This is a genomic window from Vreelandella titanicae BH1, from assembly GCF_000336575.1.
In the GTDB taxonomy this organism is placed as follows: Bacteria; Pseudomonadota; Gammaproteobacteria; order Pseudomonadales; family Halomonadaceae; genus Vreelandella; species Vreelandella titanicae.
Map to the genome: position 1 here is coordinate 357,318 of NZ_AOPO01000003.1, position 18,834 is coordinate 376,151.

Genomic DNA, 18,834 nt, shown 5'->3' on the forward strand with positions numbered 1-18,834 from the left:
CATATGAATATAAGGCACGCCCAGACGATGAACAGCCACCCGTCCCATAACGTTGTTAACCACAGCTTCGTTGAGCATTTAAGTCGCCTGGCCCGGGAAAGGCCCAGCGACAGGGCGCTGATTGTAGTGAACGCACAAGGTGAGACCACCCTTGACTACGCCACCCTGGAGCGGCGTTCCCGCGCCCTGGCCAGCGAGCTCCAGCAGTGGTTCCCGGCTGGTGAGCGTGCCTTGATCCTGCTGGATAACGATGAACACTATGTGGTGGCGTTCTTCGCCTGCCTATATGCCGGGGTGATTGCCGTGCCGGTCTTCCCTCCAGAGTCGGCCAAGCAGCAGCATCTGGCGCGCCTGCTCGCCATTGCCGCCGACTCCCAGGCCGCCTGTGTGCTCACCTCTACAACGATTATCGATGTGGTCGCATCTGCAAGCGAAGGCTTCGGCAGCGCCGAACTGATCCCCGTGGATGCCGTAGATGAGAGCCGCGCTGAACACTGGATTGAGCATCGCCCAAAGCGTGGTGATCTCGCCTTTTTACAGTACACCTCAGGTTCCACGGCCACTCCCAAAGGGGTGATGGTGAGCCATGGCAATCTGATGGCGAACGAGCGTGCTATTGAGACGGGCTTCTCGATTGGTGCCGACGATGTTTTCGTCAGTTGGCTGCCGCTTTACCACGACATGGGGCTGATCGGTGGCCTGCTGCAGCCCATCTATCGCGGTATCCCTGCGGTATTGATGAGCCCCACTTTCTTTTTACAGCGGCCGGTACGCTGGCTGGAAGCGATCTCCCGCCACCGGGGCACCATTAGTGGTGGCCCCGATTTCGCCTATCGACTGTGTCTTGAGCGTATCCGTGACGAGCAGCTTGAGGCGCTCGACTTATCTAGCTGGCGGGTCGCGTTCTCAGGCGCCGAGCCGGTACGCCACGATACCCTCACTGGCTTTATCGAACGCTTCCGCCCGGCGGGCTTTGCCGCTGACACCGCAGCACCCTGTTATGGCTTGGCCGAAGCGACGCTATTGGTTAGCTGTAATTCGCGCGGTACGGGCGTGGTAGGCACGGCTTTTTCTCAACAGTCGCTGGCCGAGGGAAAGGCTGCCTCAGCGGTTGAAGGCAACACCCTGGTGGGCTGCGGTACACCGGAACCCGGTCACGCTATCGATATTGTCGACCCTGAGGGGCTTCACTCGCTGCCCAGTGGTGAAGTCGGCGAGATCTGGGTCAATGGGCCCAGCGTGGCGCACGGGTATTGGCAGAACCCTGAAGCAACAGCTCAAGCCTTTGTTACCCGCGATGGGGTCAGTTGGCAGCGCACCGATGATGCTGATGCACAGAACCACGACGCCCGCGATGATCGCTGGCTGCGCACTGGCGATCTAGGCTTTCTGCACGAAGGGCAGCTGTATATCGCCGGGCGTATTAAGGACCTGATCATTCTGCGTGGCCATAACGTCTACCCTCAGGATATCGAGAGCGCTATCGAGGCGGAAGTGGAAGCAGTGCGCAAAGGGCGCGTGGCGGCCTTTGCAGTGACCACCCCCGAAGGCGCTGAAGGGATCGGCATTGCGGCAGAGGTCTCCCGCGGCATACAGAAGCTAGTGCCCGCCGAGAAGTTGGTCGAAGCGCTAAGCGAGACAGTGGGGAGCACTTGCCATGAGCCGCTTTCGGTAGTGCTACTGCTTAACCCAGGTGGCCTTCCCAAAACCTCCAGCGGCAAACTGCAGCGCAGTGCCTGCCGCCAAGGCTGGGAGGCGGGTAGCCTGGATGCCTACGCCATTCACGCCTTTGGGCGTTTTGTCAGTGGCGGCAGCGATGAGGATGCTGGTGGTGGAAAGTCATCGCACTCTACTGCGGAAGCTGGAAGCGAAACGGAGCAAGCGTTAGCGAAGCTCTGGCGCCAAGTGCTGAGGGACGGCAAGGAAAAGCCGTTGGGAAAAGATGCCCACTTCTTTGCTAGCGGGGGTAATTCTCTGGCGGCGGTGCAGTTGGCTTCACGTATTAGCGATTATTGGGCGATTGATTTTTCAGCTAAGTCAGTCTTCGAACACTCCTCACTGGGCGCTATGGCAAATGAAGTCGAGCGTATCAGCAGTGATCATGTCAATTCTGGGCGCTCGCCGATCCCAATATTGTCACCTACACACCGTGCCGAGCCACTACCTCTCTCTCATGACCAGCAACGCCTATGGTTCTTATGGCAACTAGACCCTGAAAGTACGGCTTATCATATCGGTGGTGTCCTACGTTTATCGGGTCACCTGAATATAGACGCGATGCGTGTTGCCTTTGACGATTTGATAGCGCGGCATGAGTCGCTGCGTACGTTGTTTTACGTTGCCAGTGAAGGGGGGGCCAAACAGTCGATCAGGCCTGATGTCTCCTTCGGTCTGGAGGTCGTTGATTTTCGTGGCATGTCTGCTGGTGAGGCTCAGCAGCACGAGGAAGACACGATACGAAGGCTTAATGACGAGCCGTTTGATCTCTCAGAAGGCCCCTTGTTGCGGGCTGCGTTGCTACGATTGAGCGCCGATGTATATGCCTTGATCGTCGTCATGCATCACATCATTTCCGATGGTGTATCTATGCAGATTATGCTCGATGAGCTGGCAGCTTCTTACCGTGCTCAGATGCGCGGTGAGCCTGTTCAGTTGCCTGACTTGAGCATCCAATACGCTGATTATGCAGTTTGGCAGCGTGAGTGGCTGGCATCCGGAGAAGGGGAACGGCAGCTTGCTTATTGGCAACAACAGCTGGGCAGTGAACACCCTACGTTGGATCTGCCTACTGATCACCCCCGGCAGAGGTTGACGGCCAAACGTGCCGGGCAACATGCGTTTTCTCTTCCTAAAGAACTTCTAGTAGGCCTGCGTCGCCTCGCTGAGAGCCAGAATACGAGCCTCTTCACTGTGCTTTTGGCAGGCTTTCAAGGACTGTTACACCGGTATAGCGGGCAGCACGAGATTCGTGTGGGGGTGCCGGTTGCCAACCGACAGCGTCAGGAAATAGAGGGGGTAATCGGATTTTTCGTTAATACCTTGGTGTTGCGCAATGATATCGATAGTCGCTACTCATTTGAAACGATACTGACACAGTGTCAAGACTCTGTTATCGGTGCCCTAGCGCACTCAAGCTTACCTTTCGAGCAGCTAGTTGAGGCGCTACAGCCCGCACGTAGTTCGACTCACAACCCTCTTTTCCAGGTCATGTTCAACTATCGGCAAGAGGATTTCACGGCGTTTCAGACATTGCCCGACCTGACACTGACTGAGTCAGGGTTTCTACAGCAGGATGCTCAGTTCGATTTAACGCTAGAGGTGCGGGATCTCCCTGATGGACAGCTGAAATTTAGCATGGTTTATGCGTCAGAGCTTTTCGAGCCTGAGACCATTCAACGCCTTGCAGGATACTTTGAGACACTACTGCAAAGGTTGCTTACGTCACCAGGGCAGGCACTGGGCGATATCGAGTTGCTTGAAAATTCTGAGCAGCAGCAACTTATTCAATGGGGAGTAAACTCTCAAGGATACTCCGATGCTGCGCCAGTTCATCATTTGATTGAGCAACAAACTGCGGCAACCCCTGAAACCACGGCGCTCGTATTTGAAGATCAGTCACTCAGCTACGCCGAACTCAATACCCGTGCCAATCGCTTGGCGCACTATTTAATCGATCTAGGTGTAAAACCTGAAACCCATATCGGCATCGCTATGGAGCGTTCCATCGAAATGGTGGTGGGCCTACTGGCTATCCTTAAAGCGGGGGGCGCCTATGTGCCGCTGGATCCGGATTACCCCGCCGAGCGTCTGGCTTATATGGTTGAAGACAGCGGCATTGAGCTGCTGCTCACCCAACAGCATCTTCGCGATACGTTGCCGGTGGCTGGGAGCCTGAGCGTTATCGAGCTGGATCGGCTGAATGTCACGCAGCATGACTCGACCAATCCTGAGGTGACGCTGCATGGCGAGCACCTCGCCTATGTGATCTACACCTCGGGTTCTACCGGGCGTCCCAAGGGCGCCGCCAACCGTCACCATGCGCTGACTAACCGCCTACAGTGGATGCAGGAGGCCTATGGCTTAACGGTCGACGATGTGGTGCTACAGAAGACGCCCTTTAGCTTCGATGTCTCTGTATGGGAATTCTTCTGGCCGCTGATACAGGGCGCCCGGCTAGTGATGGCGCCACCAGGCTCCCACCGTGAGCCAGCCCAACTGGTCGAATTGATCCGTACCCATGGGATCACCACGCTACATTTCGTACCTTCAATGCTGCAGGCCTTCCTGGCCCATGGCGAGGTCGAGAGATGCACCAGCCTGACACGTCTGATATGCAGCGGTGAGGCGCTACCAGCTGAACTGCAAAACCAAGTATTTGCTCGGTTGCCTCGCACGGGGCTCTACAACCTCTATGGCCCCACCGAAGCGGCCATTGATGTTACTCACTGGTCTTGCCAAGACGATGGACGCAACCACGTAGCCATAGGTCAACCGATCGCAGGTATCCGTACCTACGTACTGGATGGCGATCTTAATTTGGCGCCGCCAGGAGTCGCTGGTGAACTCTATCTCGGTGGCGTGGGCTTAGCACGGGGTTACCTCCATCGCCCTGACCTTACCTCAGAACGTTTTGTCGCCGATCCGTCTGCGCAGGGCGAGCGCCTCTACCGCACCGGCGACTTGGTGCGCTGGCGTGTCGATGGTCAGCTCGAGTACCTGGGCCGCCTTGACCACCAAGTGAAGATCCGCGGCCTGCGTATTGAACTGGGTGAGATCGAAGCCGAACTATTAGCTCAGCCGGAGGTTCACGAAGCAGTAGTGGTCGCCCAAGAAGGCCCCGGTGGTTCTAGGTTAGTCGCTTATGTGGTTCCCCAAGCCGACAGTGAACTCGACACCAGCTCACTACGTGAAGCGCTGAGTCAAAAGCTACCGGATTATATGGTGCCGGGCGTCGTGGTCACGCTTGAGGCACTGCCGCTGAATGCCAACGGAAAAGTAGACCGCAAGGCCCTGCCTATAACGAATTTGGCCAGCAGCTCTCAGTACGAGCCGCCTCAAGGCGAGGTGGAAGAAGCGTTAGCGGCAATCTGGTCAGAAGTATTGGGCGTGGAACAGGTGGGGCGCTATGACAACTTCTTTGAGTTGGGCGGCCATTCGCTACTGGCTCTAAAAGTACTGGAGCAAATGCGACATCGGGGACTGCCTGTACAGGTGCGCACCCTGTTCCAACGTCCGGAATTAGCGGCTTTTGCTCAAGCGTTGACACAAACACCCGAGCAAGCTGAAATCATCATCCCGCCCAATCTGATTCCTCACGATTGCCAGGAGCTTCAGCCTGAGATGCTGACGCTAATCGACCTCAATACTGAGGAGATTGGCGCGATTGAAGCTGCAGTGCCCGGTGGTGCTACTAACATCCAGGACATCTATCCGCTAGCGTCGCTGCAGGAGGGGATTCTCTTCCATCACCGGTTGCAGCAAAGGGGAGATACTTATGTCCTTCTCTATCTTCTCGGTTTTGATAGTCAAGAGCGACTGGAAGCATTTATTGCTGGTTTTAACCAGCTAATTGCCCGCCACGACATCCTGCGTACCGCAGTGCTGTGGGAAGGGCTCAGTGAGCCGGTCCAGGTGGTGTACAAGCATGCCGCAATGGAGATCGAATGGCCGACCAAGACGGGTGAAACTAAGAATTGTGTGGCCGGATGGTTATACACCCAGGTGGATCCTGAACATCAGAGACTTGATGTGCGTCGGGCGCCTATGCTGCGAGCGGTGGCCGCTTACGATGCTGAGCATGAGCGCTGGCTATTGCAGCTAATCAGCCATCATTTAGTGATGGATCACACCACGCTTGAGCTACTAATGAAGGAGATCGCTCTGATTCAGCAAGGGCGTGAGGAGGCATTACCCAAGCCGCTTCCATTCCGCAACTTTGTCGCTCAGGCCAGATTGGGAGTTAGCCCAGATGTGCACGAGGTCTTTTTCCGCGATTGGCTGGGTGATGTGGAGGAACCTACGGCACCGTTCGGGATACTGGAGGTACGCGGCGATGGCAGTGATATCGAAGAGGTGCGACTGCCGCTAGAGCCTGAATTGGCACGACAGGTGCGGCAACAGGCGCAGCGCCATGGTGTCAGTACGGCTAGCCTGTTCCACCTTGCCTGGGCGCTGGTGCTAAACAAAACCACTGGGCAGGACGATGTGGTATTTGGCACGGTACTGTTCGGGCGTATGCAAGGAACCGAAGGCGCCGAACGGGCACTAGGGATGTTTATCAATACGTTACCGGTGCGCATTACAACGGGGGCCAAAAGTGTCAATAAATGTTTGCATCAAACCCACGATGCCCTCTCTGAACTACTGCACCATGAGCATGCCAGCCTAGGTTTGGCACAGCACTGCAGTGGGTTGTCCGGGGGGACGCCGCTGTTCTCGAGTTTGTTGAACTACCGTTATAGTTCGCCTCATCAAGAGGGAAGTCCCCTCCATGCCTTGGAAGGCATGGAATTGTTAGGTGATCAGGAGCGCACCAATTACCCAATCACGATGTCGGTGGATGATCTAGGTCACGGCTTCCAGTTAGTAGGGCAGGTTAGCCGTTCGATCGGTGCACAGCGGCTGTGTGACTACCTGAGCACAGCCATTGTAGGCATCGTAGAAAATCTGCAAGCGGCGCCTCAGCAACCATTAAGTGAGATCAGCCTACTCAGAACAGGCGAGCGGCAGCTGTTGAGCGAGTGGGGAGAGAATACGCAACAGTATTTAGGCACTTCTCTAATCCATCATCTAATTGAGCGACAGGCTGAGGCGACCCCAGAGACCACGGCACTAGTATTTGAAGATCAGTCACTTAGCTACACTGAACTTAACATCCGAGCTAATCGCTTGGCCCACTATCTGATCGGCCTAGGCGTCAAACCCGAAACCCGAGTGGGTATCGCTATGGAGCGCTCCATTGAGATGGTGGTGGGGCTGCTGGGTATCCTCAAGTCGGGTGGTGCCTATGTGCCGCTGGATCCGGATTATCCCACCGAGCGGTTGGCCTATATGGTCGAGGACAGTGGCATTGAGCTGCTGCTCACCCAACAGCATCTCCACGGGTTGTTGCCGATCGCTGGTGGCTTAAGTGTCATCGAACTGGATCGGTTGGGTGTCGCTCACCATGCGTCGACTAATCCGGCGGTGGCTCTGCATGGTGAGCATCTTGCCTATGTGATTTATACCTCGGGTTCCACTGGGCAGCCTAAGGGTGCGGCCAACCGCCATCACGCACTGACCAATCGCCTACAGTGGATGCAAGAAGCTTACGGTCTAACGGCCGATGATGCGGTGCTGCAGAAGACGCCATTCAGCTTCGATGTCTCGGTTTGGGAGTTCTTCTGGCCGTTGATGCAGGGCGCCCGATTGGTGATGGCTTCGCCAGGTGCTCACCGCGAGCCAGCCCAACTGGTCGAATTAATCCGTACCCACAACATCACTACACTGCACTTTGTGCCATCAATGCTTCAAGCCTTTCTGGCCTATGGCGAGATAGAGGCTTGTACCAGCCTGAGACGCATGGTGTGTAGCGGAGAAGCGCTACCGGCTGAACTGCAGAACCAAGTATTTGCTCGGCTGCCTCACACGGGGCTCTACAACCTCTATGGCCCCACCGAAGCAGCTATCGACGTTACCCACTGGACTTGCCAAGACGATGGGCGCAACCAGGTAGCGATCGGCCAACCGATTGCCGGTATCCGTACCTATGTGTTGGACGGGGATCTTAACTTGGCACCACCTGGCGTCCCGGGTGAGCTCTACCTAGGTGGCGTGGGATTAGCACGGGGCTACCTGCACCGTCCGGATCTTACCGCGGAACGTTTTGTCGCTGATCCATTTGCGCAGGGCGAACGCCTCTACCGTACCGGTGATCTGGTGCGCTGGCGGGAGGGTGGACAGCTCGAATACCTGGGGCGCCTCGACCACCAAGTGAAAATCCGCGGCCTGCGTATCGAACTGGGGGAGAGTGAAGCCCAACTTCTATCTCAGCCGGAGGTGCGTGAGGCGGTGGTAGTCGCTCAAGAAGGCCCCGGTGGTTCGAGGCTGGTGGCCTATGTGGTTCCTCAGGACGGCATTCAACTCGACATCGACTCACTACGTGAAGCGCTAGGGCAACGACTGCCGGACTATATGGTGCCGGGAGCTGTGGTCACCCTTGATGCACTGCCGCTGAATGCTAATGGGAAGGTGGATCGTAAGGCGCTGCCCGAGCCTGACTTAATCAGCGGCACGCAGTTCGAGCCACCTCAAGGTGAGGTGGAAGAAGCACTGGCGGCGATCTGGAGCGAGGTGTTGGGGACAGAACGGATAGGCCGCCATGACAACTTCTTCGAGGTAGGAGGTCACTCGCTTGCAGCGATTCAGATATCAGCACGTTTCACGCAGCGCTTTGGAGAGGCTTTGCCAGTAAGACTTATTTTTGAACACCCGACGCTGGCGCATATGGCAACACAAGTCGCGCTTAAACAGGTGAATGCCGATGGTGGTCGCGCGAAACGGCTCTCCACTATGGATCAACTGCTCAACGAATTGGAGGGGTAAGGCATGGAATTGGACGAAAGAAAGATAGCTCAACGTTTTGCAGAGTTACAGTTTGATGCGCAGCGAAGTTTTCTGAATAAGCTGAGAAGTAGTGGCATCGATTTTCGTGAGCTTCCTATCGTGCCCGCTATCCAGGATGAGCAATTTCCGTTGTCATATTCGCAGCGTAGCTTATGGCTGACATGGCAGCTTGATCCGGCAAGCCCGGCTTATAACATGCCTGGTGTGTTTCATTTGCAAGGCCCACTAGATGTTGCTGCATTCGAGTCGAGTGTGAATGACCTCGTGGTGCGGCATGAAGTACTTCGCACGATATACCCTCAGAACAGTGATGGAGAGCCTCTTCAGGAAGTTATCCATGGCTGGCGGGTTCCGGTACTACACGATGATTTACAGCACCACGCCGAGTTAGAGCAGGAAAAAGAGCTACAGCGCCTCATTGGCGAGTTCTCTCTGCGTCCGTTTACGCTTGATGTTGAACCGCCATTCCGCATGGCAATCTACCAGCTAGATACTAACCATCATGCGGTTGCCATTGTATTGCACCATATCGCTTGTGACGGTTGGTCGGTTCAGTTGCTCATCAATGAGCTATTCGAGTTTTACGAAGCCCGAACCCAACAACGCAATGCTGTATTACCTTCGTTACCCATTCAGTTTGGTGATTATGCGGTTTGGCAACGAAGTTGGTTCGAGGCTGGCGAAAAGGAGCGGCAGCTAGACCACTGGCTCCAACGTCTGGGTGACTCACATTCGCCTATCGACCTTCCTTTTGATCATCCAAGAGGCTCACAGGCGACATCGAAAGTCGGCCACTGTCATTTCCAGTTATCCAGAGAAGTGAGTCACGGCATTCACCAGTTAGCCCGTGAGTATGGCGCTTCTCTGTACATGGTGATGCTGTCACTGTTGAAGCTGACGCTACATCGCTTCAGTGGGCAAAGCGACATACGGATAGGCTCTCCCAGTGCTAATCGAAATAAAGCTGAAACACATGGTTTGATTGGTTATCTGCTCAATGTTCAAGTGCTGAGAACCTTATTAGAGCCTACCAAAGGGTTTGCCAGTTTATTAGGTGCCGTTAAAGAAACCGTGCTTGATGCACAGGACTGCCAGGATATTCCTTTCGATACTTTGGTAGAAGCGCTACAGCCTGAGCGCCAGCCTAGTGTACATCCGCTATTTCAGGTCAAGTGTACCCAGCAGAAAGAGCTGGAGAGAGAAAAGACCGTAAGTGGCTTAACGGTTCACCTTAAAGAACTCAGCGGCGGTGATGCACACTTCGATCTGAGCTTTGATTTTACCGATACCACTGATGGTATCCGCTGTGTATTCGCCTATGCGGCGGCACTGTTCGACGAAACAACAGTCAAGAGATTCGCCGAAGCACTACAAAGCCTAGCTGAGCAAGTGCTGAAAACGCCGAGTACGCCATTGGCATTGCTCGAAATCCCAGCCCCCACTTCGGTGCTTGAAGGAAATACAACCACATTCACTTCTGGGAGCGTTATAGAGCTTTGGGATCGAGCCGTCGAAGAGCACTCCCAACAACTTGCAATGCAAGATGAACCGAATAATGCAGCCACCTATGCCAGCTTGGATGCCCAGGCCCAACGGTTAGCGGCAGAGTTAATGGCACAGGGAGTCGGCCCTGAAGTACGCGTTGCCATTCACGCTGAGCGTTCGTGCGAGTACGTGCTCGGCATTCTCGCCGTACTCAAAGCGGGCGGGGCGTTTGTACCGCTGGATCCGCAACTACCTACGGAACGTTTGGCCTATCAACTGACTGACAGTGGCGCTCGCTTAATGCTGAGCAGCACGCCTTGCGGCTGGAGTGATGACATTCCGGTAATGGAGCTGGCGTTTATCGACGATATTCCGGCTGCCGTAGAGCACGAACTGCCTGTCATTCATCCCCAGCAGACCGCCTATGTGATCTATACCTCTGGTTCCACGGGCAAGCCTAAAGGGGTGGCGGTTAGTCACGGTGCTCTGGCCAATTACGTACAGGGTGTTCTGGAGGCGCTGGCGCTACCAGAAGGTGCCCGCAACATGGCGATGGTGTCGACGGTGGCGGCGGATCTGGGGCATACGGTGCTGTTTGGTGCCTTGTGCACCGGCCGCACCTTGCACCTTATTTCCCCCGAGTGCGCCTTCGACCCGGATGTCTTTGCGGCTTATATGCGGGAACAGCGGGTGGATGTGCTCAAGATTGTGCCCAGCCACCTGCGGGCACTTCTGAGTGCGGCAACTCCGGCAGATGTACTTCCGCACGAGCGCTTGATTCTCGGTGGAGAGGCTACCGACTGGGCGTTACTGGAGCGTATCGCCGAGCTCAAGCCAACCTGTCGGGTGCTTAATCACTACGGCCCTACGGAAACCGCGGTAGGTATTCTCACCCAGCAAGCCGAAATGGCCGATCAAGCTGCCAGCACGCTGCCGATCGGCACACCGCTGGCCAATGCTCGGGCCTATGTGCTCGATCCCTGGCTTAATCCGGTGCCGAAGGGCGTTGCCGGTGAACTCTACTTGGGTGGGCCAGGGCTGGCTCAAGGCTATCTACAGCGGCTGGGGCAAACGGCGGAACGTTTTGTTGCCAGCCCCTTCCATGCGGGGGAGCGGCTCTATCGCAGCGGTGACCGGGTGCGCCAACTGGCAGACGGTAGCCTGGAGTTCCTTGGCCGTGTGGATGATCAAGTCAAAATTCGCGGCTATCGGGTGGAGCCGAACGAGATCGCTGCCCTGTTGCGCGACCAGACAGGGGTCTCGGAGGCCGAAGTGGTAGCACGGGAAAACGAGGAAGGCCGTGCGCAACTGTTCGCCTACGTGGTTATGGCCGCCGGGAGCGACATCGATGACGCCGCGTTACTCGCGCAGCTTGGAGAGCGCGTGCCGGACTATATGGTGCCCAGCGCCCTGGTACGGCTGGAGGCTCTGCCGCTAACCGCCAATGGCAAGTTAGATCGCAAGACGCTGCCCGAGCCAGTGCAAGCCGGTAGTGGTAAAACCTTTGAAGCGCCCCAGGGTGAAGCAGAGGAGACATTGGCAGAGGTCTGGGCTGACGTGATCGGCTGCGAGCAGGTGGGGCGTAACGACAACTTCTTTGAGTTGGGTGGTGACTCCATCCTCAGCTTGCAGATCGTCGCGCGCTCGCGTAAGCGTGGCTACAAGGTAACGCCCAAGCAGTTGATGGAAGGGCAGACCATTGCCGCAGTGGCGGCGATGGCCACGCCCTTGGCTGCTACCGCTCCTAAACAAGCGGCTGCGCCCAATAAGGCTGCTTCCTTTGCGCTGCTGCCGGTACAGCGCTGGTTCTTCGAGCAGAGCTTTGCCGAGCCACACCACTGGAATCAGTCATTGATGCTGGAAGCGGTCAGTGATGTAGATACCACACTGCTACGGCGTGCCATTGAGGCAGTGGTAGATCACCATGGTGCCTTGCGACTACGCTTTGAGCGCGTTGGCGATAGCTGGCAACAAGCCTATGGCAAGCTAGCCAACGATCTCTTCGAGCACGTGGATGTAAGTGATCATGCGGATCCGGCGCAGGCCATCACCCAGGCCGCCGATGCTGCGCAACGCAGCCTGAGTTTGGCACGACCGTTCCGTGCTATCTGGATGGCACTGGGAGGCGAGCGCGGCGGGCGATTGCTGCTAGTGGCTCACCACCTGGTGGTAGACGGCGTCTCGTGGCGCGTGATTCTCGATGACCTGCAAACGGCCTACACGCAGTTAAATGCAGGAAAGGCAATTGATCTGCCACCAGTCACCACCTCGTTAGATGAGTGGGCGAGTGCCCTGGCCGATTATGCCAAATCGGAGGCTTTGGCTGAGCAATGCTCCTATTGGGAGAGCCTTGTCAAAGAGCCAGAGCCTAGCCTACCTGCACATAATCCCCATGGCAGCAACACCGTCGCCGATACCGCATCGCTCGTTGGCAGCTTGCCTACCGAGGCGACCACGCAACTGCTGGGGCTGGTGCATAAAGCCTACCGTACCCAGGTGGATGATCTGCTCCTCACTGCACTTTCGAGCGCCCTGTGCCAATGGGCGGAGCGAGATAGCGTACTGATCGAGCTGGAAGGCCATGGCCGCGAAGACCTGTTCGACGGTGTCGATCTCAGTCGTAGCGTGGGCTGGTTCACCTCGCTCTATCCTGTTCGCCTGACGCCAGGTAATACGGAACCGGGTGCGAGCCTAAAATCCATCAAAGAGCAACTTCGCCAAGTGCCTGAAAAGGGGCTTGGCTACGGCGCGCTGCGCTATTTGAAAGAAGAGCCCGCGCTGGTGGGTGGTGCCTACCCCCAGGTCACCTTCAATTATCTAGGCCAGTTGGATCGCTCCCTACAGGGCGATGGGGCCTGGCGGCTCGCCAAAGAGAATGCAGGGCAGGCTCGCGCGCCGCAAAGCAAGCGCCGTACCTGGATTGAGGTGGTGGCCTGGGTTCAAGATGGCCAACTGCGCTTTGACTGGAATTACAGTCGTGAGATTCACAGCGAGGCAGCGATACATGCCTTGCAAGCAAGCTTCCAAGCGCAGCTTGAGGCACTGATTGGGCACTGTGCTAGTGGCGTTCGTGGCGCAACGCCTTCGGACTTCCCGCTGGCGAGGCTGAGTCAGGCGCAGTTGGACGGTTTGCCTGTTGCCGCTGATCAGCTGGCGGATATCTATCCGCTGTCACCACTCCAGCAGGGTATGCTGTTCCACAGCCTCTACGATGACCAAGATGTGGCCTATCTCAACCAGTTGCAGGTGGAGATCAGCAACCTGGATGTCGAACGCTTCAAGGCCGCCTGGCATCAGGTGCTGGAGCGCCACGAAATATTGCGCAGCGGCTTTGTAGAAGATGCTGGAGCACCTCTTCAATGGGTGGCGCGAGGTATTGAACTACCGTGGTTCGAATCGGATTGGCGCGAACGAGAGGATCTATCCGCGGCCATTGAGAGGCTGGCTGAGGAGCAGCGGGCGCCATTCGATCTTACGGTTCCGCCACTGATGCGCTTGGCGCTGGTGAAAGTCGCCGATAACCGGCACTGCTTTGTCTGGACGCGTCACCATCTGCTGCTGGATGGCTGGAGTACCTCGCAACTGATGGGTGAGGTACTGCGTTGTTACGCCGGAGAGACTCTGCCACCTACAGAGGGGCGCTATCGTGATTACATTGAATGGTTGCAGCGCCGTGACGCTGATGCCAGTGAAGCCTACTGGCGTGACCAATTACAGCATCTTGATGCGCCTACGCATCTCGTCAGTGCCATGCCTAAATCCCATGAAGCGCAAGTTGGGCATCAAGAGATCACCCTGTCACTGGATAGCACTACCACTCAGCGACTGGAGAATTTCGCCAAGGCTGCCCACGTAACGCTCAATACATTAATGCAAGGTGCCTGGTCGCTGCTGGTGGCCCGTTACACGGGGCAAGATAGTATCTGCTTTGGCGCGACCGTGGCCGGGCGGCCTGCGGAGCTACCGGCGGCAGAGCAGTTGATTGGCCCCTTCATCAATACCTTGCCAGTGATTGTCTCACTGGATCCCACGCTGCGCGTCGATAAATGGTTGCGCCAGTTGCAGGAACAAAACTTGGCGAGTCGCGAGCATGAGCATACGCCGCTCTACGATATCCAACGCTGGGCAGGGCAGGGTGGTCAGTCACTGTTTGATTGCTTGTTGGTATTCGAGAACTATCCCGTTGATGCAGCACTGGATCAAAACTTGCCGGGTGAGCTGGCGTTCGGCGAGGTGACCAACCGCGAGCAAACCAATTATCCCGTAACGCTGGCCGTCTTCCAGAAGGAAGCGTTAGAGCTTTGCTGCAGCTATTCACGATCACAGCTAGACGATTCTACTGCCGCGATGTTGATTCAACATCTGGTTAGAGCGCTTGAGCAACTGAGCGATTCGGCTACTCAACGAGTTGGGGAAATCGATTGGTTAAGTGACGATGAACGACAGAGAATCGAGGTGTGGAGTGTCAAGGGTGAGCACTATACCAAGACTGACCCGATCCACCGTCTGATCGAATACCGTGTCGAGATAACCCCAGAGGCCACGGCAGTAGTATTTGAAGATCAGTTGCTCAGCTACGCCGAACTCAATACCCGCGCCAACCAGTTGGCCCACTATCTGATCGGACTAGGCGTAAAACCTGAGACCCGGGTGGGCATCGCTGTTGAACGCTCCGTCGAGATGGTGGTGGGGCTACTGGGGATACTCAAAGCGGGTGGTGCTTATGTACCGCTAGACCCAGATTATCCGAGTGATCGGTTGGCCTATATGGTCGAGGACAGCGGTATCGAGTTGCTGCTTACCCAGCAGCGCATTCATGATTCGTTACCAGTAGCTGAAAGCCTGAATGTCATTGAACTGGATCAGTTGGATGTGATGCATCATGCGTCAACCAACCCTCAGGTGACATTGCACGGTGAACAACTTGCCTATGTGATCTACACCTCCGGCTCTACCGGAAGACCGAAGGGAGTTGGAGTCAGTCATGGCCCCTTTTCGATGCACCTCCAAGCGATTGGAGAGTGTTATGGTCTGACGCCTGAAGACCGGCTGCTTCAGTTCGCTTCGATCAGTTTTGACGCCGCTGGGGAGCAGTGGTTGCTTCCACTGCTAGCAGGAGCAGCCCTTGTGCTACCGCAGGGACGACATCTAAGGGCCGAGACGCTAGCCACTCTGGTGCGGCAGCATGCCGTTAGCGTGCTGTATCTGCCGCCGGCTTATTTACGCCATCTCTACCAAAGCTTGCCAGCAGGTTCCTTGCCGGTGCGCCTCTGTATTGCCGGTGGAGAAGCCTGGTCTCGTGAAGACTTCGAGGGAATTCGTCGAGCTTGCCAGCCAGAGCGTCTTTTCAATGCCTATGGTCCGGCCGAAACCATCATCTCACCGACGCTATGGTCGGACGATGCTGGGCTGGGTCAGTCGTCCCAAGTACCGATTGGTCAGCCAATTGGAGCACGTAAGGCACTGGTGTTGGATGCTGACCTGAGTCTCGCACCCGTCGGTATAGCGGGTGAGCTGTATCTGGGCGGTGCTGGTCTAGCGAGGGGGTACTTGAATCGTGCCGACCTTACGGCAGAACGTTTTGTCGCTGATCCATTTGCGCAGGGCGAACGCCTCTACCGTACGGGCGATTTGGTGCGCTGGCGGGAGGATGGTCAGCTTGAGTATTTGGGCCGCCTCGACTACCAGGTGAAGATCCGCGGCCTGCGTATCGAGCTTGGTGAGATCGAAGCTGAGCTGCTCTCTCAGCCAGAGGTGCGAGAGTCAGTCGTGGTCGCTCAAGATGGCTCCGGTGGTTCTAGGTTAGTCGCTTATATGGTGCCCCAAGCTGGTAGTGAACTCGATACCGCCTTACTACGTGAAGCACTCGGTCAAAAGCTACCGGACTATATGGTGCCGGGAGTGCTGGTCTCGCTTGATGCACTGCCGCTGAATGCCAATGGCAAAATAGATCGCAAGGCGTTGCCTGAGCCGGATTTATCCAGTAGCTCACAGTACGAGCCTCCCCAGAGTAAGTTGGAAGAAACGCTAGCAGCGATTTGGAGCGAGGTGCTGGGTGTCGATCGGGTGGGTCGTCACGACAACTTCTTCGAGTTAGGGGGGCATTCGCTGTTGGCATTGCAGGTGCTTGCACGCATACGAGCGGCAGGTCTTCAGAGCTTGGCCCTTCGCGACTTATTTAAAAGCCCCGTTCTGTGCGAATTGGCTCTCCTTGCCTCTACTGGTGGAAATGATGTGGTGGGCGATACGCCGCTGTGTCCCATTACCCGGCGTGAGCAAATGCCATTGTCTCCGGCCCAAAAGGGACTTTGGCTAGTCGATCGCATGGCAGGCTGCTCCAGCGAGCGGATAGCTTACAACATGTCCGCTGCTCTAAATCTCACAGGGCAGCTTGATACAGAAGCGATTAAGTCGACGCTTGACGTAATTATAGATCGCCATGAAGTACTGCGTACCCGTTACCCAGAGAACGAAGTGGGTGAGCCGATTGCAGTCATAGCATCCGAAAACCCAGTGGAGGTTGAGTGGGTCGACTTGGTGAACTTGGAAGGCGTTCAGCAGCATGATCAAGCTCGGCAACTTATGGAGGAGCATGCCCAACGTGCCTTCGATCTCTCCTCGGGGCCACTCCTCCGTGCCGCTGTAATTAGGTTATCACCACGGTCACATCTGTTGCTGCTCTGCGCTCATCACATTGTATTCGACGGCTGGTCAGAAGCCGTCTTCATCAAGGAATTCGTCACTACCTACCGGGCGCTTATCGGAGAAGGAAAAAAGGTGTTGCCCGATCTTCCTATTCAATATGTTGACTATGCCGCTTGGCATGAGAAAGCACTGTCGGGAGAGGCCTTCGAGCAAAGCGCAACCTTCTGGCGCCGCTATCTAAGTGATGCTCCTCCGCTCTCAACACTACCGGGGGATTTCGCTAGGCCTAGCCAAGTATCGCATGCCGGTAGTGCCCTGAGCATGACATTTAGTCCAGACCAATCACAAGCGTTGAACAAGCTTGCCGCACAGCGTGGCACCACGCTATTTACGCTTCTATTGGCGAGTTTTCAGCTGTTGATGCATCGCCAGACCCGTCAACACGACCTGATTGTGGGAACCGATGTCGCTGGCCGTAGCCATCCCGACGTTGAGCCGTTGATTGGCTTTTTTGTCAATGTAATCCCGCTGCGGTCTCGTTTGTCTGATGGCCAGATTGATTTCGGCCACTGGCTCGAGCAAGTACAGACCAGCGTGCTGGATGCCTTCGATCATCAAAATGTTCCCTTCGACAAAATTGTCGAGCTTTCGGGGATTGGTCGTGAGCGCGACCGTTCCCCCCTGATACAAACCCTCTTCGTACTACAAAACACGCCAACCGAGCGGTTCTCAATTCCGGGCTTGGAAGTGGAGGTAATGCCTCAGCCTCGGCAAGAGTCGAAGTTCGATATGGCGATATTCGTCAATGAGAGTGATACCGGACTATCAGTCGAGTGGGTCTACGCCACCGCATTGTACCGACGCGAAACCATTGAGCACTTAACCGGTGCCTGGCAGTCGCTACTAGCGCAGATCGTGGAAGCTCCCAACATGCCCGTCGAGGAGTTTCGTTTACCCCTAATGGAGAAACACGCTATGCAAAACAAGCTTTCAAAAGGTTCCAAACTCAACAAGCTTGGCAGCCTGAAATCCCAGCCAGGTGCGCGCCCCTCGACCAATAGTGATTCACCGATACGAACGGCGCTGCTCGATGAAAAAAGAGTCTTTCCTCTCGTGATCGAAGCGGCGGACGCTGACCTTGATGCGGTGGCGTGGGCAACTTCCCAGCGTGACTTCATCGAGCAAAACTTACGCAAGCATGCAGGCATTCTGTTCCGTAACTTTGGGCTGACCACACCGCAAGAGTTTGAAGCCTTTGCCGAGGCTATCCAGCCGGGCCTTTACGGCAACTATGGTGACCTGCCCAAGAAAGAAGGGGGGCGCAATACCTACCGTTCAACCCCCTATCCTGAACGCCAGATGATTCTCTATCACAACGAAAGCTCGCATTTGGAGCGCTGGCCGCGCAAGCAACTGTTCTTCTGCGAATTCCCTTCTCCCGTGGGGGGCGCCACCCCGATCGTTGACTGCAGGGAGATGCTACGCCAACTGCCCGCCGATGTGGTGGAGGAGTTCGAGCGTAAAGGGCTGCTTTATGTGCGCACCTTCACCCGCAACCTGGACGTGAGCTGGCGAGACTTTTTCAAAACCGATAGCAAGGAGGAGGTTGAAGCGCGGCTCAAAGAAGGGGGAATTGAGTGGCAGTGGTTGGGTGATGACGAACTGCAGACGCGTACGCGCTGCCCAGCGGTAGTCACCCATCCCGTGACCGGTGACCGAGTGTTCTTCAATCAGGTGCAACTCCACCACGTCAGTTGCCTTGAGCCTGATGTGAAAGAAGACCTGCTTGGCATGGTTGGTCAGGAGCGCCTGCCACGCAATGTCTATTTCGGTGATGGCTCCGTAATTAGCGACGAGATGATGAAGGTTGTCGGCGATGCCTACGAAGCCTGCGCGGTGCGCTTCGACTGGCGCCGGGGCGATGTGGTGATGGTCGACAACATGTTAGCAGCCCATGCCCGGGATCCCTACGAGGGGCCACGCAAGATCGTGGTAGCGATGGGAGACATCTATGAGCGTTCGGCGCTGGAAGAGGCTCAAGGAGCAAGTGCCGATGCCGAGTTGGTCGGTCAATGAAGTCACGGGTATTGGGAGTCAATA

At 56.1% G+C, this 18,834-nt stretch carries 2 protein-coding genes; both read left to right on the top strand.

Annotated elements, in window-relative coordinates; all coding sequences use genetic code 11:
• The first annotated feature begins 3 nt into the window (after nt 1–3).
• Nucleotides 4–8,583: a non-ribosomal peptide synthetase gene (locus tag HALTITAN_RS09005; RefSeq protein ID WP_009286901.1), complete on the top strand. Its 8,580-nt coding sequence runs from the start codon at nt 4–6 to the stop codon at nt 8,581–8,583.
• A gap of 3 nt (nt 8,584–8,586) precedes the next feature.
• Nucleotides 8,587–18,810, top strand: coding sequence for a non-ribosomal peptide synthetase (locus HALTITAN_RS09010; RefSeq protein ID WP_009286902.1), 10,224 nt, complete (start codon nt 8,587–8,589; stop codon nt 18,808–18,810).
• Nucleotides 18,811–18,834: the final 24 nt, after the last annotated feature.